Source organism: Candidatus Thioglobus autotrophicus, assembly GCF_001293165.1.
In the GTDB taxonomy this organism is placed as follows: Bacteria; Pseudomonadota; Gammaproteobacteria; order PS1; family Pseudothioglobaceae; genus Thioglobus_A; species Thioglobus_A autotrophicus.
The window spans coordinates 840,399-865,658 of the sequence record NZ_CP010552.1 but is presented as its reverse complement, the minus strand read 5'-3'; the positions used below and the strand labels follow the sequence as shown (position 1 = coordinate 865,658).

The window sequence follows — 25,260 nt, the reverse complement described above, 5'->3', positions numbered from 1 at the left end:
AGTGATTACTCGCCGCCAATCGCACCCATTAAAGCAAAACTTTTAACAAAAGGCGTTGCCATTCTTGGATCTTTGATCATTGCGCCAAAATCACCTGTTTCAAACTTTAGCTTACCCATAGTAACTGCCATACCCATGGATGCCATGCCTAACGGCTTGTCCAACCATTTCATCCAGTTTTTCTTATCGGCACGCATGTCCCAATCAACACTCTCCCCATTGTAGTCACCCGCTTTAACACACTCGCCATTTTCAACTACGAAAATACCGGTTGGTGTGCCATCGCCTTTAAAGCCACACGCAATCGTTGAAGAAAAATTAATCTCCGCCAACTTGCCTCTAACTTCTTCGGATCCATTCCACTCGTCTTTTAATTGGTTCATCCAATCGTCTGAAAATAATACTGCCATGCTAATCTCCTATTGATAGTATCAACAAAAATAAAGTCATTTTCAACGTGACTTTACCCACTCCCCTCAAGTTTATTCATTTTATGAATGGCAATATTATGCCTATTAATACGTATCAAAATTGTTTATTTTTTCACCAAATAATGGAACAAAATGTCACGACTTGATTTTATCTGAAAACTAGTTGGCGTATAATCTTACAGCATGAACCTTCCTTTAAAAATTGGCATTCTTTCAGATACGCATGGCTTTATCCATCCGCATATTGTCAGTTTATTTAGTCAGTGTGATATTGTTGTTCATGCGGGTGATATTGTTGACGAAAAAACACTATCCGTACTAACGCCCAAGCAAAAACTGGTAGCTGTTCAGGGTAATAATGATAGTCACTTAGTTCAATTAAAAACCACAGAGTTGCTTGACTTGCCAGGTGGCACGTTGGTCGTCAACCATGGGCATATGTACGGCCAGCGCCATCCTTCACATAGCTCACTCAGAGAAGCACATCCAAATGCCAAAATGATTGTTTACGGGCATACACACAAACAACTGATAGAACAAGATACAAGCCCCTGGGTTGTTAACCCGGGAGCAGCAGGCTCAACACGCAATCATGGTAGTTCTAAATGCCTACTACTAACCATAAAATCTGCACAAAATTGGCACATCGAACCTTATAATTTTAACGAGTTATAAACAATAGCCTTAGTAAAAAATCAAGTATTTCACCATATGCAATGTATAATTGACGGCTTTTATAAGTAAATAGGAACGATAATGAAAAATGCTTTTTATGCACAATCAGGCGGTGTAACTGCAGTAATTAACTCTTCTGCATGTGGTGTGATTGAAACAGCTCGCAAATATCCAGAAAAAATTGGCAAAGTTTATGCCGGTCAAAACGGCATTATTGGTGCCTTAATGGAAAACTTAATTGACACATCTAAAGAATCAGATGCGGATATTGCTGCACTTAAGCATACACCTTCAGGTGGCTTTGGCTCTTGTCGTTATAAAATGAAATCTTTAGAAGCTAACAAAGCTGAATACGAAAGATTAATCGAAGTATTTAAAGCGCACGATATTGGCTATTTTTTCTACAACGGTGGTGGCGATTCAGCTGACACTTGTTTAAAAGTTTCTCAGTTATCTGAGTCAATGGGCTACCCAATTCAAGCGATCCACGTTCCTAAAACAGTGGATAACGATTTACCAGTAACAGACAACTGCCCGGGTTTTGGCTCAGTTGCCAAGTACATTGCAGTATCTACAATGGAAGCTAGTTTTGACGTGGCTTCAATGTGTGCAACTTCAACTAAGATTTTCGTCCTAGAAGTTATGGGTCGTCACGCTGGTTGGATCGCTGCTGCAGGTGGCTTACTAGATGATTCAATTCCAGTGGTTATTTTATTCCCTGAAGTTAAGTTTGATGAAAAGAAATTCCTAGCTAAAGTTGATGCAAACGTTAAGAAATTTGGCTACTGTACAATTGTTGTATCTGAAGGTACGCAATGGCCAGATGGTAGATTCTTAGCCGAGCAAGGCACTCGTGATGACTTTGGTCATGCACAATTAGGCGGCGCTGCTCCAGTTGTAGCTCAACTAATTAAAGATGCATTAGGTCACAAGTTCCATTGGGCTGTTGCTGACTACTTGCAACGTGCTGCACGTCACTTAGCATCAGAGTCTGATGTTGAGCAAGCATACGCACTAGGTGAAGCAGCTGTCGAGCTTGCAATGCAAGGTAAAAACTCAGTAATGCCAGCTATTATTCGTACATCAAATAACCCATACACTTGGGAAATTGGCATGGGCGAGTTAAAAGATATTGCTAACGTTGAAAAAATGATGCCAATGGAATACATCTCTGAAGATGGCTTTGGCATTACTGACGCATGTCGTGAATACTTACAGCCATTAATTGAAGGTGAAAACTACCCTCCATACAAGAATGGACTTCCAGATTACGTTGTAATGAAGAAAGAAAAGGTAGCGAAAAAACTACCAACTTTCGAAGTTTAATAGCGCATAGGAAAGCACGATGAACGTTATTTTACTAGGACCTCCAGGCGCAGGAAAAGGCACTCAAGCAACTAATATTTGTGAGAAGTATTCAATTCCTCAAATTTCAACTGGCGACATGCTACGTGCTGCCGTTAAAGCTGGAACCTCTCTAGGCATTGAAGCTAAAAAAGTAATGGATGCGGGCGGGCTGGTCTCTGATGATATTATCATCGGCCTAGTGAAAGAAAGAATTCAAGAGGATGACTGTGCAAATGGCTTCTTATTTGACGGCTTTCCACGAACCATCGCTCAAGCAGAAGCTCTAAAAACTGACAATGTTAAAGTTGATTATGTTGTTGAGATTCAAGTGCCTGATGAAGATATCATTGCCCGTATGTCTGGTCGTCGTGCACATTTAGCTTCTGGTCGTACTTATCATGTTATTTACAATCCGCCAAAAGTGGAAGGTATTGATGATATTACTGGTGAAGCGCTGGTTCAGCGTGCTGATGACAACGAAGATACGGTTCGCTCACGTCTAGATGTTTATCATGAGCAAACTCAACCTTTGGTAGACTACTATCAAGCGTGGATGAAAAGTGACGATGAAGCGCCTAAATATGGTGCTGCTATTGGCGTTGGATCGCTTGATGAGGTGAGAGATCGTGTTATCGCTCAGCTAGGATAAACGCTCATTTTTTCTAGAAAAACCAAAGGCTTATGTCAAGTATGACATAAGCCTTTTTTATAATTTATTTAACACTCTACTATTATGACAATTGGCCCAAGACAAATAAGCGTTCCTTTTAGACCTATCCCACTCGATGTACCCGAAGGCATGAAGCCCAATGAGTTTTTCAACTCATCTGAGAATCTAAAAGATTTAGCGCAGAATAATGGCCTACTCACCAATAATGAAGACTTACTACTCTATCGTAAGGCACTCGGACATTCAAATTTATTTGACTGCTCCATTATTTATAACACCTCTAAAAGTGTTTTAAACCCGTTAGGTCGCCCAGTTAGACGTACGCAAGTGCCCAATAATATCAAAAATGTTTGGAACCGTATGAACCAAATTATTATTGGCTTTATGTTGGAAGAATTTCCAGATGCTGACAAACATTTAGTTCTTGCAGGCGAGGCTTCACTCGATTCAACTTGGCCGATTACCTCGCCAGGTGTCCCGAGTATTCGCATGCTGCACAATCACTTTATTGTATTTGACAAAGAACAGCTGAAAAATGCGGAACTTGCTGATCCAAAAAACCCCAACCTGACCGATGGCGGTCAGCATTCGCTGTTTGCGAATTACATGGAAGATGTTTATGCGGAGTTTCAATCTAAGCTTAATTTTGAAATTTTAAAGCCTGTCACCGGTGAGGCGTCAGGATTAGCACTAACAGGCTACCCACAAGGCTTGCCAAGTTGGGAGGTTACTGGCGGTATCGAGAGTCTTAAAAATGTCAAATTTTGGGATGAGTACGATCTAGTTTTAAAAGGTTTTCTTGATTTTTATAGAACTTTTTTTGCTCAAGTTTCTTGTCGAAACTCAGCCGTACCTAAGGAGGCTTATTTTCCTGAACTCATCGAAAACACGCTATTGTTCAATACGTGCTTCTTATCTGCTGCTAAAAAAGTGCGTGACAAGTGTATTAAAGATGCCAAATATTCCTCATCCATTCGCTGGCAACCTGCCTTTAAACAACTCATTTACCGTAATGACCAAGGTAAGCTAATTGTAACCATTTCACAAAATTCGATTGGTAACGCAATTACTGAGTTGCTTGGTGTGGTGGTTAATCGAACTCCAGATGCTAAAGCCTATGAAGCAGCAGAACCTGCTTTATTAGAAAAACTCTTAAAATTACGCTCTAGATTAGTTGAGGCAGATTTAGGCGAAGGGATTGAAACTAAGCATTGGAAAAAAGATTGACCTTAATCAAGTAATATAACAAACTAATGAAAAAAGCCCGATTATTGGGCTTTTTTTTGGATTTTAAATGCCAACTCATGTAATTTACAGTACAATTCTGACGGGAGAAAATAAAAAAACATAACAACTAGAGGAGAAAATAAATAATGGATATACTTCAAATGGCTATCGTAGCCTCCCTTATTGCCGTCTTATACGGCCTATATACTATGAGCTGGATTTACAAACAATCCCCAGGCTCAGATAAAATGAAAGAAATTTCAGACGCCATTTCTGAAGGGGCAAAAGCCTATCTTAATCGCCAATACACCACCATTGCCATGGTTGGTGTTGTTCTATTAGTCATTATTTCTCAAGCGCTCAGTTATTCTGTTGCACTTGGATTTTTAATTGGCGCTGTACTATCTGGCGCAACTGGCTATATCGGCATGAATGTATCTGTTAAATCAAATTCTCGTACTGCTGAAGCGGCAAAGAATGGTGTGAACGCTGCTTTCCAAGTAGCTTTTAAAGGTGGCGCAGTGACTGGCATGTTAGTTGTTGGTTTGGCACTACTTGGAGTGTCTGGATTTTATGCGGGACTACTGGCTAACGATGTGGCACAAGCAGATGCACTACACGCTTTAATTGGTCTGGCATTTGGTGGCTCACTGATTTCAATTTTTGCACGCTTAGGTGGCGGTATTTTTACCAAGGGTGCAGATGTTGGCGCTGATATTGTAGGTAAAGTTGAAGCAGGAATCCCTGAAGATGATCCACGTAATCCAGCTGTCATTGCTGATAATGTCGGTGACAACGTAGGAGACTGTGCAGGCATGGCAGCAGACTTATTCGAAACCTATGCAGTAACCATTGTGGCAACAATGATGTTAGCGGGCGTTTTAGGCTTGGGTAATGATGCTATTCTTTATCCATTAGCCCTAGGCGCAGTATCAATTATTGCATCAATTATTGGTACATTTTTTGTAAAAGTATCTGAAGGTGGCTCTATTATGGGTGCACTTTACAAAGGCTTGATTGTTTCTGCCGGCTTAGCGGGCGTTGCATTCTACTATGTCACCACTAACATGGGTATGGGGCTAGAGTTATTCTACGCCTCACTGATTGGTTTAGCATTAACAGGAGTTATGGTTGTGGTAACAGAGTATTACACCTCAACCGAACGTCCACCGGTACAACACGTTGCCAAAGCTTCCTTAACGGGTGATGGTACCAATGTTATTGCAGGGTTAGGCTTATCGATGAAATCAACCGCCCTACCTGTATTGGCTGTATGTGCGAGCATTTGGGGAGCGTTTGACCTGGGTGGCTTATATGCCATTGCCATTGCTGCAACTGCAATGCTTTCTATGACAGGCGTGATTGTTGCCCTAGATGCATATGGACCTATTACTGATAATGCGGGTGGTATTGCTGAAATGGCTGAACTTCCTGAGGAGATTCGCAGTATTACCGATCCTCTGGATGCGGTTGGAAATACCACAAAAGCAGTCACAAAAGGCTATGCGATTGGCTCTGCAGGTCTTGCAGCATTAGTTTTATTTGCAGACTTTACCCATGAACTGGGACAGCTTGAGCAATTTAAAAATATGGCCTTTGATTTATCTAACCATAAAGTTATTATTGGCTTATTCTTAGGCGGACTTGTGCCCTACCTATTTGGCGCCATGGCCATGGAAGCTGTAGGACGTGCTGCAGGTGGTATTGTTAATGAAGTACGTCGTCAATTTAAAGAGATGCCGGGTATTATGGATTACACGCAAAAACCAGACTACTCTAAAGCGGTTGACATGTTAACTAAATCAGCAATTAAAGAGATGATTCTGCCGTCAATCTTGCCAATTTTATTCCCAGTAGCTGTTGGCCTATTGCTAGGTGCAGAAGCGTTAGGCGGCCTGCTAATTGGCTCTATTGCAACTGGCATCTTTGTCGCTATTTCAATGACTACTGGTGGTGGTGCTTGGGACAATGCTAAAAAATACATTGAAGATGGTAACTTTGGTGGCAAAGGTTCAGACGCTCATAAAGCAGCTGTAACTGGAGACACAGTAGGAGACCCGTACAAAGATACAGCCGGGCCGGCAATCAATCCATTGATTAAGATTATCAATATTGTGGCTATTATGATTATTCCTCTTTTGTAATAATCAATAGATCACATAAAAAGGAGTGCGAAAGCGCTCTTTTTTTTCGTCTAACATAAAGTGTTGTCAATAAAAAAGGAGCGCTTTCGCACTCCTTACTTTAATGATTCGGTTTACCGAGCTAAATACCTGTACCCTTATGAAGCTGGACATTTAAGCCCTTGGTATTTTTAGTTAAGACAAAGTCAGCCTGGGCTTTAAGCAGTTTGTCAGTACATTCATGTAAATCGGTATATTCGTCCTGACCAGTATCAAAGCGCTTGTCTTTTAAATAATAGAAAAAACTCTTATATTTAAAATCATCCAGTTTAATGATAATAAAGGTTGAGTTTGGATCTTCCCACACAGCAGCAGGAAATAAGGTTGGATTATCTTCATCTTCTTTAGTGATTTCAATATCGGCCAAATGAACTTCTTTTGCTTCATTGCGCCAGCGATTATTCACATTATTTTGAATAGTTGTTAGCTCTGATTCGGTAAATTCAACACTCATATCAATTCTGCTGTAATATTTCTTCTAGGCTTGGCTCACTATCTGTTGTGCCACCCGCTTCCATTTCTTCAATGGTTGCATCTCTTACTAAAGTGATCTCCAAAACAAATTTAACGTCTCTGCCACAGAGTGGGTTGTTGCCATCGATAGTGACGGTTTTATCGTCCACTTTGGTAACTAAAAAATCTTTAGGTTGTCCATCTTTATTTTCCATTACCACTTTGGTGCCCATTTTGCGGTATTCTTGCGGTACGTTTTCGATTTTATCAATGAACACCAAAGACTCGTCGCGAGGGCCATAAAGCTTCTCAACATCAATATTAATCTCAATAATATCCCCTTGCTCACGACCCTCAAGTTCGGCTAAGACTTCCTTGCCCAGTACATCGTTTGCACCATGTACATAGCCAACAGGATATTCGATATTAGAAAACACATTGCCTGTTTTCTGATCAACAACTTTGTAGATCAGTTCAACATATTTTGACTCTTCAATAAAATCACTCATAACTTCTAAAAAATAGTTGCGCCAAAAATCTTAACCACATCACTTTCATAACCAAGAACTAGTCTACCTAGGTATTCGCCTTTTTTCTCAGCGTTAAGCTTGCCATTGTTGGTTTGTCTGTATAAAACAGTCACATGCTCGCCACGGCGAATCATGCCCAAGTAATCAGCGCCTTTTTCCAAGCCTTTAGTTAGCTCGCTACGAGCAAACTGTTTGCCCATTTCAACCTCATTCGCACCGCGAAGAAAGTCTTCTGAGAAGTTACGCGTAAAAGCGCCATAGTTTGCATTGTTAGAAAATTTTATTAGGTCATCCCACATTGGGTGAGCGATGGCCAAAATTTCTTCGTCTGTCTTATCTATAATATTCATACTAATTGTTCCACTTTTTTGCACCCCTTGAGGGTAATAAATTATTTTTTATCTATTGTAAGTCTTTTTTTTAAAACCTACAATAGATAAAAAAGACCAACCTGCAATAGGTTGGTCTTTTTATCAAAATAGAAATTTACTTTCTATTTATCTTTACTCATCGTTAACCAAATGGTAACAAGGCGCTTTAGCCATTGTGTACTCACCTGTTTCACGATCACGATGAGAAACTGTCAATACATGCCAGTTGTCATCGTCAAGCTTCATTGCATCACCACGGTAGTAGTAACCAGGCCAGCGAGTTTCCTTACGGAAGAACGTATGCTGGAATACACACTCAGAAGTACGATGACGGTGCTTAAGCTCCCATGCACGCATTAACTGGTGAATATCTTCAGCACCTAACTTCTCTAGGTCTTCTTCCATGATAGACATTTTCTGCATACCCATGTTTAGAAGCTTATCGTTAGTCATGTAAGAAACGGTTACACCACCACAGTACTCATCCATAATCTTCTGAAGACGCTGTAGACCAGGCATCGGAAGGATGTAGCTTGGAGAAACAGTACCAGCAACGATTTCGTTACGGCCAATTCTGTAAGTCTCAAGTGGACGGTAAATTTCTTCTTTACGATCAGCAATTTGCTTATCAGAAACAACAATACCTTCACCTTTGCCATCATCAATGTATTGACAAGCAGCTTTAGCAGCTAGACGACCTTCAGTAAATGAACCTGATGAGAATGCGTGTGGTGTACCACCAACTGCATCACCTGCACCAAATAGACCTTCAACAGAAGTCATACGGTTGTAGCCCCAGAAGTACTCTTCAGGAGATAGGTCTTCAGGACCTGAACACCATGCGCCACAAGCAGTTGCGTGTGAACCCATAACGTACGGCTCAGAAGTTGTTAACTCAGGGTTGATGTATTTAGGATCAATGTCTGTTGCAGCCCATAATACCGCTTGACCAACAGTCATACCTAGGAAGTTCTCCCACCCAACTTCTTCTAAATGAGGGTCTTGGAAGGCTTCCATTGTTACCATATGAATTGGACCACGACCTGCGTTCATTTCAGAAATGATAGCAGAAGTACGTAGACAAGTCGGAATTGGACGTGCTGAAACGTGAGACGCTTCAGTGTTCAAGTAACGCTTACCAACCATTTCCTCTAATGCAGGGAACCAGTTTGATTCATACTCTTCACCATAACCATTTTGAGTGTACGTATGCAAGTGTAAGAAGTATGCGCCAACAGGGCCATAACCATCTTTAAATCGAGCAAGTACAATACGATTTTCCATTTGTGTCATCTTCGCACCCGCTTCGATCAATAGACCATATGCAGAACCCGAAGACCATGGAGCGTACCATACACGACCTGCACCTTCACCTACTGAACGAGGCTTAAAGATGTTAGAAGCACCACCAGCACCAACAATAGTTGCCTTAGATTTAAAGACGTGGTAGTTACCAGTACGTACGTTAAAACCAACACAACCTGCAACACGGTTATCTTGTGCATCGTCCATTAACAAGTGAGTAACCATAATACGGTTGTACACTTTGTCAGCTTGCTTAGTAGCAGCTTCAGCAACAATAGGCTTGTATGATTCACCATGAATCATGATCTGCCACTTACCTTCACGCATGTATGCGCCAATGTCTTCTCTCTTAGGGTCTTTCATTAATGGTAAGCCCCACTCTTCGAACTTATGAACCGCAGAGTCAACGTGACGAGCCATATCGAATAGTAAATCTTCACGAACCATACCCATCAAGTCAATACGTGCATAACGAACGTGATCTTCAGGGTTGTTCTCACCGAAACGAGTACCCATGTAACAGTTAATCGCGTATAGACCTTGAGCAACAGCACCTGAACGGTTGATGTTTGCCTTTTCAGCAATTACGATTTTTTTGTTACGGCCCCAGTATCTAGCTTCATAAGCGGCACCAGTACCACCTAATCCAGCACCAACAACAAGGATGTCAATGTTGTCTTCTACAATAGTTTTATAGGCTTTCATGGTACTCTGCTCCTGCTTTTAATGATAGTTTGTTAGATTCTAGCGTGTGTAAACCACCGTCATCCATACGGATATACTTAGGTTCGAACGCTAATAACTCAGAGTTACGCATTTCAGCACTAGGCTCTTCTAAGTCTCTGAAGTCCTGAATCTTAGTTCCCCATGGTTGAGTAGTGATCGGTGATAAGAAGTTCTTAACACGGCCGTCACGGAATTTAACTCTCCAGGCGATCGTACCTTTTTCTTCATCACGAATAGTACGTACACTATGACCTAATGGTGCAAAGTCTGCGTAACCACGTACGTCAATAGCTTGGTGTGGACATGCTTTAACACATGAGTAACACTCCCAACACATATTAGGTTCAATGTTATAAGCACGACGATATTTATCATCAATGTGCATAATGTCAGATGGGCAGATATCTACACAATGTCCACAACCATCACAACGAGTCATATATACAAAAGTTGGCATATTATTTCCTCTCTTATTTAATTAATTAATTTAGTAGTGCTTAGGCGCTTCGCGCTTAATACCAAGACCCATGTCCATTGGCGCATCTTTAAGAAGCTCCATAGAGTGTCTGTTTTGCTGGAACTCATCGTCTGCAGCAGTTTTGCCGCCAAATCGAGTTTCATGCGGCAAGTTCTCGTTTGTACCGTTCGCCTTAATAACGCGCTTGTTGAAAGCAGCAGCAGGCTTAAAGAACATGTGAGAGAATTTAGACCAGTAAACGCCGCCAAATAATGAGGCTGTAGAAAGGATAACTAGTGCAAACCAAACGCCTGTACCACCGCCTGTGTAAGACCAACCGATCGCAGTAACTGATGTTGCCATTAATGCTAATGAGAACATGTCTTTTCTTAGTGTAACACTTGTCCAAGAAACACCTTCCGCTTGTCCATCTACTTTAAATGAGAACCAGAACCAGAAAGTACCGATAAACAACATAACTGCACCTGTATTCCATACTTGCGCTAATGTAGTCGTAGTTGCTTCACCAAAAATAATCATTGCAGTTGCCGCATTGAATAGGATGAAACCATACATTGTTAAGATGTGAACCAAACGACGAACTGGATTAGCAAACTCGCCAGCTGAAGCAACATCAGTTACTAACGTGCTTACAAGAATACCTGCTTTATCACCAGCGCTAAGTTGCGTTAGTCTAGTATCTTCTTTACCAACTGAACAGTCCGCGTCACCAGCAGCTAATAGAGCCTCTGCTTTTGCGCCTGCATTGTCAAAATACGTCTTACTTCCTTTATGGATTAAGTCCGCAATTGTCATAATTACCACTAGGGCAATCATAATGGTTACATAGTTTTGCATATCTGCATAACTATATCCCGCTTCTAATAATGAAGCGATTGGTGTTGTATCGAAATTGATCATAGTTTCATCCTCCTTGGGTTAAATCAATTACTTCTGTTTATGCTAATTTCTCAATTAACTCTTTTTTTTACAGTCTTTTTCTATCTCAACGTACGTTACGTTTTCGTCAAAATCCAACTATTATACTTATTTAAAAGTTTGGTTTCAAATAAAAGGCTCTTATTTGCTAAGAGCCCTTTACCTGGTGTTTATTTTACTTCGCTGAGTGGCCGCTTAACTTAACTTCCACCTTATCTTCTTCTTTGATCGTTGCGTAGTAAGCTTGTAATACTTTAGCCACTTCAGGGCGTGAGAATTCTTCTGGAAGATCTTCGCCTTCAGATAGCATCTTACGTACCTTAGTACCCGATAAAAGAACACGATCTTTGGCTTCATGTGGACAAGTCTTCATTGAAGACATGCCACCACATTCATGACACCAGAATGTCCAATCGATTTTCAGCGGTTGTGTGATTAACGCATCTTCAGCAATCTCATCAAAGATATTGTGTGCATCAAATGGGCCGTAATAGTCATCAACACCTGCATGATCACGACCAACGATTAGGTGTGAACAGCCATAGTTTTGTCTAAATAATGCGTGCAATAGCGCCTCACGAGGACCTGCATAACGCATGTCTAATGGGTAGCCAGATTGTAGAATTGTACCTGGTACAAAGTAGTTTTCAATTAATGTTGAAATTGCCTCTGAACGAACGTCAGCAGGAATATCGCCAGCCTTAAGGCCGCCTAATACTGAATGAATCATTACACCATCACAAATCTCAACTGCAATTTTTGCTAAGTATTCATGTGAGCGGTGCATTGGGTTACGCGTTTGAAATGCGGCAACTGTTTTCCAACCTTTTTCATCAAAATAAGCACGCGTCTCTGCTGGTGTCATATATAAAGCACCGAACTTTTCAGGGAAGCCACCATCTGATAATACTTTGATAGGGCCGGCAAGATTATATTTTCCTTGCGCCTTAACCATAACAACACCTGGATGTGCATCTTCAGTTGTTTTAAAAACTGTTTCACACTCGTGGTCTTTATCAATTGTGTACTTTTCAGTGACTGTCATTGTGGCAATAATATCGCCTGACTTGCTGCTAACAATAGCAATTTCATCACCGGCCTTAACCGCTTCATCATCAGTTGATAGCGTTACTGGAATTGGCCAGAATAAACCATTGGCCATTGTCATGTTGTCACAAACACCTTGCCAATCTGCCTTGCCCATGAAACCTTCTAAAGGATTAAAACCACCAATACCCAACATCACAACATCACCTTCTTCTCTAGAAGAACATGTAATTTTTGCCAGAGATTCGGCTCTTGCTAATTCTGCTGTTAGCGTATCACCTGACAATGCTAAAGCATTCAGTGTATCACTACCATGTGGTGGGACTAATTTTGACATAGTACAAATCCTATTAATGTTTTAAAGATAGAAAATTATACCTACTCTGATTTTTGACACGACCTCGATATAGAGATACGTTTATATATCCCTAATGATATATAAGCTAAAGTTTAATTTTAAACTTGACTCTTTGAGTGCCGTCTTTAGACTTGTTAGCAATGACTTTATCGTTTTTAATATCATAATCTAATGTCCCGCCACTAAACGAGTCAAAGCCTTGCACCAAATGCGCATGACCTCTTAAGCGTACCAATTCCTGACGAATTAGATAGGTAATATTATCTGCTGTCGCTTCAATAAAACGCGGCTGATTTGGTTGGCTTTGTTGGTAATGTGCGCGCTGTTTTTTATTGCCCTTGGCGATCACTTTGGTGACTTCTGTTTGATTGCTAAACAGACGGATTTTCTCAGCGCTCAAAATTAACGAACCCTGGACCACACTGGCTTTACCGGTATACACACTCAGGCCTTTTTTTTCATCAATAAGTACCGTTTGAGCCTTGACCTTGATCGGTTGTTCGGCATCATTTGACAAGGCTATGGCAATGCTAGGCATGAGGCAGAGAATCAAAAATAGCTTATTAATCATACTGCCCTACCACGCCACCTGTAAATTGGATTTTTTGTTGAGCGGCATCATAGTGCATACCTTGGGCACGAATATCCGCCACACTTGATTGGTAATGAATACTGTTATCTGTTTTATATATCTCTACATCGTTTGACTGATCAACCGTCAAATCTTTAGTATCAATAGTCGATCCTGAATTTTGCAAAATATTAACTTGCCCCAACAATTGAGTTGTTTGATTTTGCATATCCATGCCTTGTGCATAAATCTTGTTTTCTGTAGATAAGTAGGTTGTTTTATTATCTGAGTAATAGTGTTTTTGCTGATTGGATTGATCAATATGCAAATCTTTAGTGAGTACTTTTTGGCCACTGTCTTGATGAATAACCGTATCGCCAGTGAGCTGCATTTTATCGGTCTTAGCCTGCAGAGTCATACCTTCAGAGATGATTTTGGTATTTTCACCTAGATAAGTCACTTCTTTACGACTTAAAAGATTGTCCGTATTGGTGTTAACCAATAACTCTTGAGTATTCATTTTATGACTAATCCCACTACTTGACGAGATATCTACCTCTCCCTTAAAACTCACCTCACCACTCTCTAAATAATGCGCACGCTTAGAGGTTAAGATGTAATTCAGCACACCATTTTGATCATAAGTTGTCACTTTAGGATTGACCAACAAAGCTGGCTCATCTTTAAAATTATAGTAATTATCTGCCTCAACAAAATGAGATAGATGTTGTTGGATGTCAAATTCTTGCAGTGCAAAGTTATCAATTTTTTCTACATAGGCCTTCTCGACAGGCGCTTGACGCTTGTCCAATTCAATAACATCAGCAGAACTCAACTGCTCAAATGAATAAGACAGGCCGCGCATCAAAAGCCACATAGTAGCGATAGTCACTATAATGAAGACGGTAATTAATAAATTGTGCCTTAATTGAAAATTCATTATGTCAAATTCAGTTGAAAAAATCCGTGGTATTTACGCCATTACCCCCGATATTTCTCTTAACCTCGATCAAATTGAAAAAATAATAACTCAGCATCATATCAGCATTTTGCAGTATCGACGTAAGAGCATTGATGCTGATCTCAAACTCAGAGAGGCAACAAAACTACGCCAATTGTGTTTACAACATCATACTTTATTTATCATCAATGATGATATTAACCTAGCTCAAAAAGTCGATGCCGACGGTGTCCATTTGGGAAAAAATGACAGCACTATACAATACGCACGCCAACAATTAGGCGAGCGTGCCATTATTGGCGTGTCTTGTTATAACCATATTGATTTATCAATAAAGGCACAGCACCAAGGGGCAAACTACGTGGCTTTTGGTGCGCTATTTCCATCTAACACTAAGCCGGATGCGCCTAAGTGCTCACTCGACACTATTACCAAAGCAAAAGCGGTGCTCAATATTCCTATTGTGGGTATTGGTGGTATTGATTTTAACAATCAACAACAAGCGTTAGATGCAGGCTGTGATGCGGTGGCAATGATTAATACCTTGTTCAAATAAAACACGTTAATAAGATGAATTGTAAAATTTTCTAAATTTTAACGGTTAATTAATTTGTATGATTTTCTGCACAGCAGGGCAGTATAGCGCGCATTGAATATCGTTCGAATAAATATTTGCAAGCGCCTGTTTATAGAATAATAATTGCTTAGTATGCGCCAATTTTTGTCTGTTAACAAATTGATCGATTGACTCATGCTCTGATCGAATGGCGGTTTTAAAATCAATAATCCATAAAATATCATCCGCAATAAACAACCGGTCAATAATAATACTACGATTATCAATGATAAACTCAGCCTCAACTTGGGTGGATTCTCGAACTTTAAAAAGCCACTCAAACTGCGGATCTTGCTGAGTCTGATTAAGCATATGCGTAATAAGCGCTGCCTGCTGGTCTAAATCCTGTTGAGCAAATCCAGCCTCTATCAGTCGCAGTTTAATACTGGATTGATCAGGTGAGAATTGCCCTTGTTCATAATATTGATGCAGCAAAGTGCCTAACAAACTTTTAAATTGCAACTCAATACTCAGCTGTAAATCAAGACGCTCATGGGCAAAATCTTCAAGCTGTTGATAATCGGAAAGCTCTACATAACGCACTAATGCTGGCGCCACTTTTTCCACTTGATCTGTCTCGATGACTGTCGGTCTAACTTCATCAAACTGTGGCTGGAATTTCGACGCCAATAAAGCCAGAAAAGTATTTTTACTGGCTTTATTGCTTCTGCTAACAGTGCCCAACAAGTGAATAGCCTGCTTAGCACGCGTCATCGCAACATATAGTAGACGCAAGGTTTCATTGTTATTTTGCTGAGACTCAACATATTTAAGGTACTCATACGTGGCACTCTGTTGAGTGTGTACATACGACTTCATCGGGGCTAATAATAAAGATTGGTCGGGCGACTGCTGCAAATGAATAATAGGTGATTGATTGCTTTTTGAGGATTTTCCGAGTCCAGGCATAATCACCCAATCAAACTCTAGGCCTTTAGACTCGTGAATAGTCATCAGCTGAACACGAGCAGGTGCGCTCGGCGCATAAAGCTCAGCTAACATTTGATTAATGGTGCCAATATTAAGCTGTTGCTGTGATTCACATTCATGAATAATTTGCATAAATTGGTCTTTAATCATCGACTCTTTAACCGACAAACTCAACTTTGGCATAAGTTGGTATAGCGCGAATTCAAGGGTTTGCGCAAAACCAAATCTTGCACGTTGCCCAGTAGCCTGTTCTAAAGCCATGGCAATATGATGCGCACGTTTTTGCCCATCTTCACTAAGACTTTGCAATACTTTTTGATTGGAAATCAATTCTAAAATGACTTGATCATCACTTTGAGATAGTATCAATAAATCTTCTAATAGAAGCCCACACCAAGGCGCTCGTAACAAACTAAGCCAGGCAGTTTTATCACCTAAATGTAATAAAGCACGGGTGAGGCTTAATAAATCCTTAGTGAATAATTCTTCCTTGAGAGGTGTGGTTTTAAGCGCCTCAAACCCAACACCTGCCGCTTTTAGTTTGGGCACAATATGTTTTAAATGAGAGCGACTTCTAACCAAAACAGCAATCTGTTTACTTGGATTATTTTGAATAAGATCTAAAACAATTTGCGCTTCACGCTCATCTTCCTGATAGGCGCAAGCATGCATGTGAATGGCTGGATCCAGATGATCATTCGCAGCCACAGAAGGTGAATAGCAAATAGCACCCAAGTAGGCGTCTTCTTGCGCAGGAAATATTTTAGCGAAAATCTCATTGTTAGCTTCCACCACGGCTTTTGAAGAGCGAAAATTGGTGGTTAATTGTAAAAATTCAGGGCGAATATTGGCAATACCTTGGGCGCGCACCTGTAAAAACAATCCCACTTGAGATTGTCTAAATAGGTAAATTGACTGCATAGGGTCGCCCACCAAAAACAAAGTTCTGTGGTCATTTGGCTGCCAGCTTGCAATCAATTTTTCAATCAGGGAAAACTGCGTACTGGATGTATCTTGAAATTCATCAACCAGTAAATGCTGAATCTTATAGTCTAAAAATAAGGCGATATCGCTCGCTTCCTGTTGGCTTAATGCTTGGTCTGCATCAAGTGCCACTTGAATAAAATCAGTGACTTGTTGCTCATCAAATAAAACACGTAGCTGGGCAACTGCAATTTTTAAGACTTGGGCGATATCATCCAACGCTTGGATTTGTGTCGTATCAAAATTCACATCTGGCAGCTTATGCACGTTATAGAGTAGTGTTTGTAAGGCGGGTTGATTGGCTAATTCTGCCAAGACCTCAAGTGCAGCTTGTTTTTGATCCTTCAGTTCTGGTGGAAAACCGTTAGCTTTAGTGAGTTGTTTACGCCAATCACCCGAAGTTGTAAGGCAAAAATTAGCCAAAATTTTCCATTGAGGCAGGCTATCAACACTCGCAGTTGGCAGTTGGCCAATACTGGCTATATCTGCCTGCGTATTGACATCCAGTGCAGTGAAAAACTCAGTGTTAAAATGAGGCTCAGCCTGCGCTAACAATTGCTCTAAATGACGGTTAATAATAATGGCCGCACTATTTTCTAAATTTTGAATATTTAACGTATCTTGCAAATAGAGTTTGTTTAGCCACTGATCGCGCTTTTTCAGCATAGAGGTTATCAGCTGATAAAAACGATTTACATGATTATCCAAATACAATAGCGTGTTGCGTATACACGGACCAAATTCCTTAGTATCAATACTCAGTAGCGTCTGCTCAGCCGCTTGCAGATAGAGGTTATCTTGCTGCCAAACCTGGGTAATAATTTGCTTATTAACCCAGGATTTTGGCTGTGGATAGCGGTTAGTAATTAAACTCGACAAACCATCAATAGTAGAGATTTTGAGTCGCTGTGGCATGTTAATTAAATCCCAGCCATTTGCACTCGACTGGGCTAATACTGCCACAGCCAAATCGTAGGTTTTTTGTTTGTGTGCTTGCTCTGGGCGTATACTTGCAGCAGATTTGAGCGCTTCAATTACTCTGGCTTTCAGCTCACTCACCGCTTTCTTGGTAAATGTCATGGCCAATACGCCTTCTGGCGAGTCACTAATAGATAAGAGTTTTAAGTAGCGCTGCGTTAGTAACTCGGTTTTTCCCGAGCCTGCTGGCGCTTGAATTAAAAAAGAACGTGTTGTATCTAAGGCTTGAGCTCTCTGTACTTGGTCATCCATGCTCAAAGTCTATACCAGCCTACATAGAATCTGGTGCGCTAACGCCCAAAATTCCTAAACCATTTGCCAGCACTTGCTTGACGGCTCTAATTAATAATACCCTGGTTTCTCGGAGTTCAGCCTCATCCACCAAAAACTCACTGTTATTGTAATAACTATGAAATTCACCGGCCAAATCTCTTAAATAATGGGCTAGAACATGGGGCTCATAATTAACGGCACTGGTCTGCAAAACCCCTTTATAACGATTTAATTCTTTAATTAAGGCCATTTCCGTATCACTGGTTAGGCGCGATAATTCGGCAGTATCATCTTTTGTTGATTGCGCTTGTTTAAGCACCGAACAAATACGTGCATGAGCATATTGAATATAGAATACGGGGTTTTCATTAGTTTTGGATTTGGCCAAGTCTAGGTCAAAATCCATGTGTTGCTCTGATTTTCTCAGTACATAGAAAAAGCGTGCTGCATCATTACCGACCTCATGACGCAACTCTTCCAGCGTCACAAATGAACCGCTACGGGTTGACATTGCAACTTTTTCACCACCACGATATAAGTTGGCAAATTGCACCAGTAGAATTTCCAGCTTATCTGGATTATGCCCTAATGCTGCAATGGACGCTTTAACTCTAGCGATATAGCCATGATGATCTGAACCCCAGATATTAATGATTTTGTCATAACCACGCTCAAACTTTTCTAAATGATAGGCAATGTCCGAGGCAAAATAAGTATGGATACCGTTGTCACGCACCACAACACGATCTAAATCGTCGCCAAAATCTGTGGTTTTAAACCATAAAGCGCCATCTTTTTCATAAATATGGCCGGATGCTTGTAGCGCTTTAACCGTCTTTTCAGATAAACCAGAATCTACCAAAGATTGCTCTGAAAACCATTGATTGTACTCAATGCCAAATTCAGATAAATCCGCCTTAATGCCGCCCAAAATGCTATCGATTGCCAATCTAAAAATCTGCTGATAACCCTTTCCTAATTTTTTCTTACAATTGGCAATCAGCTCATCAATATGTTTTTCTTTGTCGCCACCGTCTTTTTCATCCTTGCACACGCCTTTGGCAATATCGTGTTTTTCCACACCGCTAATTTGCTTGGCGATATCAACAATGTAATCGCCTTTATAAGCATTATCTGGGAAAATATTTACCTCACAATAGCGCAAATAAACTGACGTTGTCAAAATATCCATTTGTCGTCCAGCGTCATTCACATAGTATTCGTTATCCACCTCAAAGCCAACGGCGCGCAATAGATTAGAAACTGTCGCCCCATAAGCCGCACCTCGACCATGACCCACATGCAGTGGCCCTGTTGGATTAGCAGAGACAAATTCCAGCAAAATACGCTGACCTTGGCCGACATCAGACAAACCAAAGGCATCACCTTGAGCCAAAATATCTTCCAACACCTGATTGTTTGAACCTTGAGACATGAAAAAATTAATAAAACCGGGTCCAGCAATTTCCACTTTATCAATTTCACTGGCATTGGCCAGTTTAGCCACAATCTTTTCGGCCAAAACCTTAGGAGCACATCGAGCTTGTTTAGACAAAACCATGGCAATATTCGAAGCAAAATCTCCTTGCGTTTTGTCCTTAGAATGATCCAGTCGAATCTCGCTTGGCGCACTTTCTAAAACACCCTCATCGATCAATGCTTGCAGTGCCTGGGTTAGGAGTTGTTGTAATTGTTGCTTCATATCAAACCTGTTTTTTGTCTTTTTTTTAATTAGTGTGCTTGTTGCCAAGAGTTGCCCGTGCCGACATCCACCTTTAAGGGGATATCGAGCAAAACAGCACCCTCCATTAAGTCTTTTATTTTTTGAGAAAACACCTCTACTTGATCAGCACTCACTTCAAAAACTAACTCATCATGCACTTGCATAATCATTTTGATGTCGTTATTATTTTTACCAATCCAGTCATGCACATCCAGCATGGCTTTTTTAATAATGTCAGCACTTGAGCCCTGCATTGGTGCGTTAATCGCTGTTCTTAGTGCATGCTGCTGTAGCATTTTATTCTTAGCATTAATCTGTGGCAGATACAACCTCCTGCCCATAATTGTCTCAACATAGCCTTGAATCTTAGCAGATTCTCGCGTATCTTCCATGTACTGAGCCACGCCTGGATAGTTCTCAAAATAGGCATCAATATATTCTTTAGCCTCTGTGCGTGAAACATCGATTTGCTTGGCCAAACCAAAAGCGCTCATGCCATAAATCAGGCCAAAATTAATCGCCTTAGCTCGACGACGTTGCTCCTTGGTTACTTCATCAATAGCCACTTTAAACATGGTGGCAGCGGTCGCACTATGCACATCCTGATCATGCTTAAAAGCGTCTAATAAATTAACATCTTGGGAGATATGCGCCATAATTCTTAGCTCAATTTGAGAATAATCCGCAGCAATAATCACACAGCCTTCACTAGCCACAAAGGCGCCACGAATACGTGCACCCAGCTCAGATCGAATAGGAATATTTTGCAAATTTGGATTAGACGAAGATAGCCGCCCTGTCGCTGTCACTGCCTGATGATAAGAGGTGTGTAGTCGCTGAGTATGCAAATCAATTTGCTTGGGTAGTGCTTCTAAATAAGTAGAGTTGAGCTTGGTTAGGGTTCGATAGCTCAAAATCAAATCAACTAAAGGATGGTCTAGCAACTTAAGCGCCTCTTCATTGGTAGAGGGTGCACCTTTTGGTGTTTTCTTTTTCGGCTCCAAACCCAAGCCTTCTTCAGAAAACAAAATCTGCTGTATTTGCTTAGGTGATTCTAGGTTGAACACCTCACCTGCAAGCTCGTATGCTTGCGCTTGAATGCGATCCATCTGAGATTTTACCTCTAGTTGTTGCATACTCAACGAGCTCACATCTAGCTTAACACCATTGCGCTCGACCGCCAATAACACCTTAACCATTGGCAGTTCAATACGCTGATATAGCTTAACCAACTTAGGATACTGGGCCAAATTCTCATCCAACACCTGATTGAGTAAATCTGTCACAATCACATCTTCGCAAGCATAAGGGCTAGCCACCTCTAACGATACTTGATTAAAGGTAATTTGTTTTTTACCTTTGCCGGCTACCTCAGAAAACGCAATGGTTTGGTGGTTCAGGTAATGCTCAGACAAATCGTCCATATTGTGGCGTGTTGCTACTGAATTTAACACATACGACTTAACCATTGTGTCATCTGTAATGCCGTTTAAATCAATTTGATAATTGGCCAAAACATGGGCATCATATTTGAGATTTTGCCCTACCTTGCCAATACTCGCTTCTTCCAAAATAGGTTTTAGCGTTTCCATAACCTTGGAAAAGTCCAATTGCTTAGGTGCGTCTAAATAATCATGAGCAACAGGGATATAAAAACTATCGCGTTCAATTAAAAAGACCCAGCCTACAATTTTGGCATTCATGTAATCCAGCGAGTTGGTTTCCAAATCTACCACAAAACGCTTACAGCGCTTGAGGCGCTCGACCATAGTGGTAAATATCGCCTCATCTAATACAGTGGTTTGTGAATAACCCTCTAGTAAACTTTGTGCAGGCTTAGAGACTTCATGCGGCTGTTCGGCAGTTTCATTCGCAGAAGAAGTATCCACATCTCCTAACTGCTTATGCCACATGGAAAACCCATACTGCAGATACAAATCAGCTAATTTAGCACTATCCTCACCTGGCTCGCTTTCTAAAATATTACAAGGTAAGTCTACGTCAAATTTCAGACTCACCAATCGGTGAGATAAGTCTAATAAATCGAAATTGTCGCGTAGCTTTTCGCCCACTTTACCTTTAATCTCATGTGCATTTTCTTTAATGCCGTCAAGATCTCGATATGCCTGAAGCCATTTGATAGCCGTTTTGGGGCCAACACTTGGTACGCCAGGAATGTTGTCAGCACTATCACCCGTAAGCGCCAATAGATCTAAAATCTTCTCAGGTGCGACACCCATTTTTTCAATCACACCATCGCGATTATAAGTACTGCCAGTCATATCTAATTGAGAGATATTTTCACTCACCAGCTGCATTAAATCTTTATCACCACTGGCAATCATGGTTTTAATACTATGCTGATCAGCGCAACGACTCAACGTGGCAATAACATCGTCTGCTTCTACGCCAGGTACACACATAAAATGAAAACCCATAGCGCGAATAATCTCATACAAAGGCTCGATTTGCATCACTAAATCATCATCTGCTGGCTTTCTGTGGGCTTTGTATTGCGGATAGAGTTCATGACGAAAGTTTTTACCTTTAGCATCAAAAATAGCAATTAGCTTGGCTTCAGGGTACTGTCTTTGCAAACGCTTAATGGCGTTTACCACGCCAAACATGGCACCCGTTGGAAAACCCTCTTGATTGCTTAGGTGCTGTTTGAGTGTAGAGAAGTAGGCGCGGAACAAAAAAGCCGAGCCATCTAGTAATATGAGCTTATGTGACATGCGCTAATTTTACCAATTTTTATCTGCTGCTTAAGTTGTAAAATAACATTACTTTAGCAATTTTTAAGTCTATGTCAGAAACACTCATCCATGTTGACCAAGTTAGTCTGAGCCACCACACAAAATCAGTTTTGGATCAAGTAAGTTTTGAGCTTAAAGCCGGTGAATTTATTACCCTCATTGGTCCGAATGGTGCTGGCAAAAGCTCCTTAATTAAAATTTTACTAGGCTTGATTAAGCCAGATTCGGGTAGTGTTAAAAAATCAAGCAAAGTTCGACTCGGCTACACCCCACAAAAATTTATTCCGAATGAGTTTATTCCGATTACTGTTACTGGGTTTTTAAAGCTAAATCAGAAAGTCAGTGCAGATTTTTTAGCAGATACCGCCCAATTAACCGGCATTGAGCCAATTCTTGCTAGTGAGCTAAAAAGTTTGTCGGGAGGTGAGATGCAGCGGGTATTACTTGCAAGAGCCTTACTCGCCAAACCCAATGTACTCATTTTAGATGAGCCGGCTCAAAATCTAGATGTCAATGGTCAAATGCACCTGTATAAGCTTATTCAGGATATTCATCAACAACAAGGTTGCGCAGTGCTAATGGTTTCACACGACTTACATCGCGTGATGAAAGAATCTACTCAGGTATTGTGCCTTTATCACCATATTTGCTGCATGGGCCAGCCAGAATCAATCCTAAAAGACGCTCAATTTAACGACCTATTCTCTGACCAAATGGATGAATTAATGGCAACTTATGAACATCACCACAATCACTGCCACGAGGATTAAAGCTTACTCTGCAAACATACGTGCAGAATTTTGCTGCAGAAAACTACCTTTAGATATCTCAACCAACAAATCCCAACGCCCTTTAAGTGGCAAGCTAACTTCTAGCTGATAAGCGCCGTCGCTGGTTTTAGTCATCGGCATTGAAAAATCATGCTTCATTTCCAATGGTCGGTAAAAATAAGCCGTGGCATCTGCCTTATTCAGGCGCACCGCTTGCTTGGTGCTAATGGCACGATAAGTTTGCTTAACGCCATGAGTAATGGTTTCAGGCAAGACTAGCTCTAGCTTCCAGCCTTGCTGAATGAGCTCGTTACGCTTTTTTAAGGTACTACCATAGCGTTCGCCTGTCTCATACGCATCAGCCACTACCAAGCCTGGGTGCGTCTCTAGGGCAGTTATAATGCGCCAAACTGTTGCACCAACTAAGGCAACAAACAGCACCAACATTAACATCATTACTGGGGATTTTTGTACGCTCATCGCATGCTTCTCGGAGTGAAAAATGAAGTCTTATATTCTAATGTAGATTGCGCGCCTTTAACCACAAAAGTTACCTCATAATCATCACCCACATTATTTTCATAAGCAGACAAATAAACAAAAATAGATTTAACGTTACCTGTCGGAATAGTGACTAAATCTAATGAATTTTTGAATTTCAGCCCTTTAATTGGACTTTCAAAGCTAATATCAACCTGCATATCTTTATCAGTTTTGTTCATCACTTTAAGCTCATATTTATTACGAATAGAGCCATCTGACAACTGCACAAACAATGGCTGTCTATCATGTAAAACTTTTAAATCCATTGGAGCTAAAGTGCTCATGCCATAAGCCAGTATCGATAAAGCAGCCACTAAAATTGAACCATAAACAATCACTCGCGGTCTTTTATACAGTGGCTTAGGCGCTTGCTTATACTCCAGCTCAGCTAAAGAAGTATAGCGAATTAAGCCTTTTGGCTTACCCACTTTTTCCATCACTGAGTCACACGCATCGATACACAAGCCGCAAGTAATACAACCATACTCTTGACCCTTGCGAATATCAACACCCGTTGGGCACACGGCCACACATTGATTGCAATCAATACAATCTCCATTACCGTCAACAAATTCGCCTTTTTTCAATTTGCCCCGATTTTCACCACGATAATGATCATAAGTGGGCATAACACTCTGGTTGTCTACCATCGCACCCTGAATACGCGCATACGGACAAACCCACAGACAAGTTTGTTCGCGCATAAATCCGGCAAAAATATAAGCACCTGACGCAATCGTAACGGTGATTGTTAAAGTGATGGTGCTAATATCTGCATTGAAATAATCCGCCCAAGTTACGCCAAAATACAACATCCAAGTAACGCCAGAAAACAGGGCGATGGACATCCAAATAGCATGCTTAATCAGCTTGGTTTTTAGCTTGTAAAAACTCATAGGCGCCTTATCTAGCTTGCGGCGCTTCATTGGCGTACCTTCAACCTTAGTCTCTACCCAGGTAAAAATATCTGTCCAAATCGTTTGGAAACAAAAATAACCACAAAAAACGCGCCCAAGCACGGTAGTCATCGCTGCTAGCAAAATTGCTAAGAATAACAAGACCATGGTTAACATCCAAATATCCTGTGGGAAAATGGTAATATCGAACAAATGATATTGTCTATTTTCCATATCAAAAAGGATGGCCTGCTTATCGTTCCAAGTCAAATATGGGCCGATAAAAAATGGTGTCCAAAAAATAATAGCCAACCACTTAAAGTTGCGAAATATGCCGCCCATGCGTTTTGCATGAATGGTTTCATCACCTAGGTTTTGAACCCATTGATCACCCTCTTCATACAAATTTTCAAGTTGGATTTTATTATCACTCATAGCTACTTTTTATCGGTGTTTAGAAGAACTGCAACATCATAACATTTTTCCTGTTTTTTTTCTTGATTTCAATCAATTAAAGACCATAAAACTGCCAGCACCTAT

At 40.8% G+C, this 25,260-nt stretch carries 22 protein-coding genes; 7 read left to right on the top strand and 15 right to left on the bottom strand.

Annotated features, from left to right (window positions below):
• Nucleotides 1-5 precede the first annotated feature (5 nt).
• A complete protein-coding gene (locus SP60_RS04650) occupies nucleotides 6-410 on the bottom strand; it encodes a hypothetical protein (protein ID WP_053951515.1) in 405 nt (134 codons plus the stop codon).
• Nucleotides 411-614: 204 nt separating this feature from the next.
• Between SP60_RS04650 and SP60_RS04645 the strand changes: the two genes are divergently transcribed.
• From SP60_RS04645 to SP60_RS04625, 5 genes are all read left to right on the top strand, one after another.
• Nucleotides 615-1,106, top strand: coding sequence for a metallophosphoesterase family protein (locus tag SP60_RS04645; RefSeq protein WP_053951514.1), 492 nt, complete (start codon nucleotides 615-617; stop codon nucleotides 1,104-1,106).
• 81 nt (nucleotides 1,107-1,187) lie between these two features.
• Nucleotides 1,188-2,432 carry a 6-phosphofructokinase gene (locus SP60_RS04640; protein WP_053951513.1) on the top strand — a complete coding sequence of 415 codons (1,245 nt, stop codon included), beginning with the start codon at nucleotides 1,188-1,190 and terminating at the stop codon, nucleotides 2,430-2,432.
• Nucleotides 2,433-2,451: 19 nt separating this feature from the next.
• Nucleotides 2,452-3,102, top strand: coding sequence for an adenylate kinase (gene adk, locus SP60_RS04635; protein ID WP_053951512.1), 651 nt, complete (start codon nucleotides 2,452-2,454; stop codon nucleotides 3,100-3,102).
• An 84-nt stretch (nucleotides 3,103-3,186) separates the two neighbouring features.
• Nucleotides 3,187-4,350, top strand: a complete 1,164-nt coding sequence (locus SP60_RS04630) for a hypothetical protein (RefSeq protein WP_053951511.1) — start codon at nucleotides 3,187-3,189, stop codon at nucleotides 4,348-4,350.
• 146 nt (nucleotides 4,351-4,496) lie between these two features.
• A complete protein-coding gene (locus SP60_RS04625; RefSeq protein WP_053951510.1) occupies nucleotides 4,497-6,494 on the top strand; it encodes a sodium-translocating pyrophosphatase in 1,998 nt (665 codons plus the stop codon).
• A gap of 121 nt (nucleotides 6,495-6,615) precedes the next feature.
• Here the strand turns inward: SP60_RS04625 and SP60_RS04620 are convergent, their stop codons facing one another.
• From SP60_RS04620 to lptC, 9 genes are all read right to left on the bottom strand, one after another.
• Nucleotides 6,616-6,987, bottom strand: coding sequence for a hypothetical protein (locus tag SP60_RS04620; protein ID WP_053951509.1), 372 nt, complete (start codon nucleotides 6,985-6,987; stop codon nucleotides 6,616-6,618).
• Between the two features lies 1 nt (nucleotide 6,988).
• On the bottom strand, nucleotides 6,989-7,495 hold the full coding sequence (locus SP60_RS04615; RefSeq protein ID WP_053951508.1) for an FKBP-type peptidyl-prolyl cis-trans isomerase: 507 nt from the start codon (nucleotides 7,493-7,495) through the stop codon (nucleotides 6,989-6,991).
• Between the two features lie 5 nt (nucleotides 7,496-7,500).
• Entirely contained in the window at nucleotides 7,501-7,866 is a 366-nt protein-coding gene (locus SP60_RS04610; protein WP_053951507.1) for a hypothetical protein, read from the bottom strand.
• Between the two features lie 153 nt (nucleotides 7,867-8,019).
• Entirely contained in the window at nucleotides 8,020-9,897 is a 1,878-nt protein-coding gene (gene aprA, locus SP60_RS04605) for an adenylyl-sulfate reductase subunit alpha (RefSeq protein ID WP_053951506.1), read from the bottom strand.
• Nucleotides 9,884-10,375: an adenylyl-sulfate reductase subunit beta gene (gene aprB / locus SP60_RS04600; RefSeq protein WP_053951505.1), complete on the bottom strand. Its 492-nt coding sequence runs from the start codon at nucleotides 10,373-10,375 to the stop codon at nucleotides 9,884-9,886. Before aprB ends, aprA begins: the two co-directional genes overlap by 14 nt.
• A 30-nt stretch (nucleotides 10,376-10,405) precedes the next feature.
• Nucleotides 10,406-11,233 (bottom strand): adenylylsulfate reductase, encoded by an 828-nt coding sequence (locus SP60_RS04595; RefSeq protein WP_082319679.1) that lies wholly within the window; start codon nucleotides 11,231-11,233, stop codon nucleotides 10,406-10,408.
• Nucleotides 11,234-11,489: 256 nt separating this feature from the next.
• Entirely contained in the window at nucleotides 11,490-12,698 is a 1,209-nt protein-coding gene (gene sat, locus SP60_RS04590; RefSeq protein WP_053951503.1) for a sulfate adenylyltransferase, read from the bottom strand.
• Between the two features lie 106 nt (nucleotides 12,699-12,804).
• Nucleotides 12,805-13,257: a lipopolysaccharide transport periplasmic protein LptA gene (gene lptA, locus SP60_RS04585; RefSeq protein ID WP_233487233.1), complete on the bottom strand. Its 453-nt coding sequence runs from the start codon at nucleotides 13,255-13,257 to the stop codon at nucleotides 12,805-12,807.
• Between the two features lie 25 nt (nucleotides 13,258-13,282).
• Entirely contained in the window at nucleotides 13,283-14,230 is a 948-nt protein-coding gene (gene lptC / locus SP60_RS04580; protein ID WP_233487231.1) for an LPS export ABC transporter periplasmic protein LptC, read from the bottom strand.
• Between the two features lies 1 nt (nucleotide 14,231).
• Here lptC and thiE point away from each other — a divergent pair, with 1 nt between their 5' ends.
• Nucleotides 14,232-14,807: a thiamine phosphate synthase gene (gene thiE, locus SP60_RS04575; protein ID WP_053951501.1), complete on the top strand. Its 576-nt coding sequence runs from the start codon at nucleotides 14,232-14,234 to the stop codon at nucleotides 14,805-14,807.
• 45 nt (nucleotides 14,808-14,852) lie between these two features.
• On the opposite strand, the gene SP60_RS04570 is transcribed toward thiE, so the two are convergent.
• From SP60_RS04570 to polA, 3 genes are read right to left on the bottom strand one after another with little or no spacing between them, the layout of a single operon-like run.
• A complete protein-coding gene (locus SP60_RS04570; protein WP_053951500.1) occupies nucleotides 14,853-18,011 on the bottom strand; it encodes a UvrD-helicase domain-containing protein in 3,159 nt (1,052 codons plus the stop codon).
• A 19-nt stretch (nucleotides 18,012-18,030) separates the two neighbouring features.
• Nucleotides 18,031-19,734, bottom strand: coding sequence for an arginine--tRNA ligase (gene argS, locus SP60_RS04565; RefSeq protein WP_053952221.1), 1,704 nt, complete (start codon nucleotides 19,732-19,734; stop codon nucleotides 18,031-18,033).
• 29 nt (nucleotides 19,735-19,763) lie between these two features.
• Nucleotides 19,764-22,490, bottom strand: coding sequence for a DNA polymerase I (gene polA, locus SP60_RS04560; protein ID WP_053951499.1), 2,727 nt, complete (start codon nucleotides 22,488-22,490; stop codon nucleotides 19,764-19,766).
• A 71-nt stretch (nucleotides 22,491-22,561) separates the two neighbouring features.
• Between polA and SP60_RS04555 the strand changes: the two genes are divergently transcribed.
• Complete coding sequence (locus tag SP60_RS04555; protein ID WP_053951498.1) at nucleotides 22,562-23,281, top strand: ATP-binding cassette domain-containing protein; 720 nt, start codon at nucleotides 22,562-22,564, stop codon at nucleotides 23,279-23,281.
• Nucleotides 23,282-23,284: 3 nt separating this feature from the next.
• Here the strand turns inward: SP60_RS04555 and SP60_RS04550 are convergent, their stop codons facing one another.
• Both SP60_RS04550 and ccoG read right to left on the bottom strand, forming a co-directional pair.
• Nucleotides 23,285-23,761, bottom strand: coding sequence for a FixH family protein (locus SP60_RS04550; RefSeq protein WP_053951497.1), 477 nt, complete (start codon nucleotides 23,759-23,761; stop codon nucleotides 23,285-23,287).
• On the bottom strand, nucleotides 23,758-25,155 hold the full coding sequence (ccoG, locus tag SP60_RS04545; protein WP_053951496.1) for a cytochrome c oxidase accessory protein CcoG: 1,398 nt from the start codon (nucleotides 25,153-25,155) through the stop codon (nucleotides 23,758-23,760). The genes SP60_RS04550 and ccoG overlap by 4 nt, the downstream gene beginning before the upstream one ends.
• Nucleotides 25,156-25,260 lie beyond the last annotated feature (105 nt).

Coding starts and splice junctions, on each gene's coding strand:
- SP60_RS04650 (WP_053951515.1), bottom strand. CDS start 410: ATGGCAGTATTATTTTCAGACGATTGGATGAACCAATTAAAAGACGAG.
- SP60_RS04645 (WP_053951514.1), top strand. CDS start 615: ATGAACCTTCCTTTAAAAATTGGCATTCTTTCAGATACGCATGGCTTT.
- SP60_RS04640 (WP_053951513.1), top strand. CDS start 1,188: ATGAAAAATGCTTTTTATGCACAATCAGGCGGTGTAACTGCAGTAATT.
- adk (WP_053951512.1), top strand. CDS start 2,452: ATGAACGTTATTTTACTAGGACCTCCAGGCGCAGGAAAAGGCACTCAA.
- SP60_RS04630 (WP_053951511.1), top strand. CDS start 3,187: ATGACAATTGGCCCAAGACAAATAAGCGTTCCTTTTAGACCTATCCCA.
- SP60_RS04625 (WP_053951510.1), top strand. CDS start 4,497: ATGGATATACTTCAAATGGCTATCGTAGCCTCCCTTATTGCCGTCTTA.
- SP60_RS04620 (WP_053951509.1), bottom strand. CDS start 6,987: ATGAGTGTTGAATTTACCGAATCAGAGCTAACAACTATTCAAAATAAT.
- SP60_RS04615 (WP_053951508.1), bottom strand. CDS start 7,495: ATGAGTGATTTTATTGAAGAGTCAAAATATGTTGAACTGATCTACAAA.
- SP60_RS04610 (WP_053951507.1), bottom strand. CDS start 7,866: ATGAATATTATAGATAAGACAGACGAAGAAATTTTGGCCATCGCTCAC.
- aprA (WP_053951506.1), bottom strand. CDS start 9,897: ATGAAAGCCTATAAAACTATTGTAGAAGACAACATTGACATCCTTGTT.
- aprB (WP_053951505.1), bottom strand. CDS start 10,375: ATGCCAACTTTTGTATATATGACTCGTTGTGATGGTTGTGGACATTGT.
- SP60_RS04595 (WP_082319679.1), bottom strand. CDS start 11,233: ATGCAAAACTATGTAACCATTATGATTGCCCTAGTGGTAATTATGACA.
- sat (WP_053951503.1), bottom strand. CDS start 12,698: ATGTCAAAATTAGTCCCACCACATGGTAGTGATACACTGAATGCTTTA.
- lptA (WP_233487233.1), bottom strand. CDS start 13,257: ATGCCTAGCATTGCCATAGCCTTGTCAAATGATGCCGAACAACCGATC.
- lptC (WP_233487231.1), bottom strand. CDS start 14,230: ATGAATTTTCAATTAAGGCACAATTTATTAATTACCGTCTTCATTATA.
- thiE (WP_053951501.1), top strand. CDS start 14,232: ATGTCAAATTCAGTTGAAAAAATCCGTGGTATTTACGCCATTACCCCC.
- SP60_RS04570 (WP_053951500.1), bottom strand. CDS start 18,011: ATGGATGACCAAGTACAGAGAGCTCAAGCCTTAGATACAACACGTTCT.
- argS (WP_053952221.1), bottom strand. CDS start 19,734: ATGAAGCAACAATTACAACAACTCCTAACCCAGGCACTGCAAGCATTG.
- polA (WP_053951499.1), bottom strand. CDS start 22,490: ATGTCACATAAGCTCATATTACTAGATGGCTCGGCTTTTTTGTTCCGC.
- SP60_RS04555 (WP_053951498.1), top strand. CDS start 22,562: ATGTCAGAAACACTCATCCATGTTGACCAAGTTAGTCTGAGCCACCAC.
- SP60_RS04550 (WP_053951497.1), bottom strand. CDS start 23,761: ATGAGCGTACAAAAATCCCCAGTAATGATGTTAATGTTGGTGCTGTTT.
- ccoG (WP_053951496.1), bottom strand. CDS start 25,155: ATGAGTGATAATAAAATCCAACTTGAAAATTTGTATGAAGAGGGTGAT.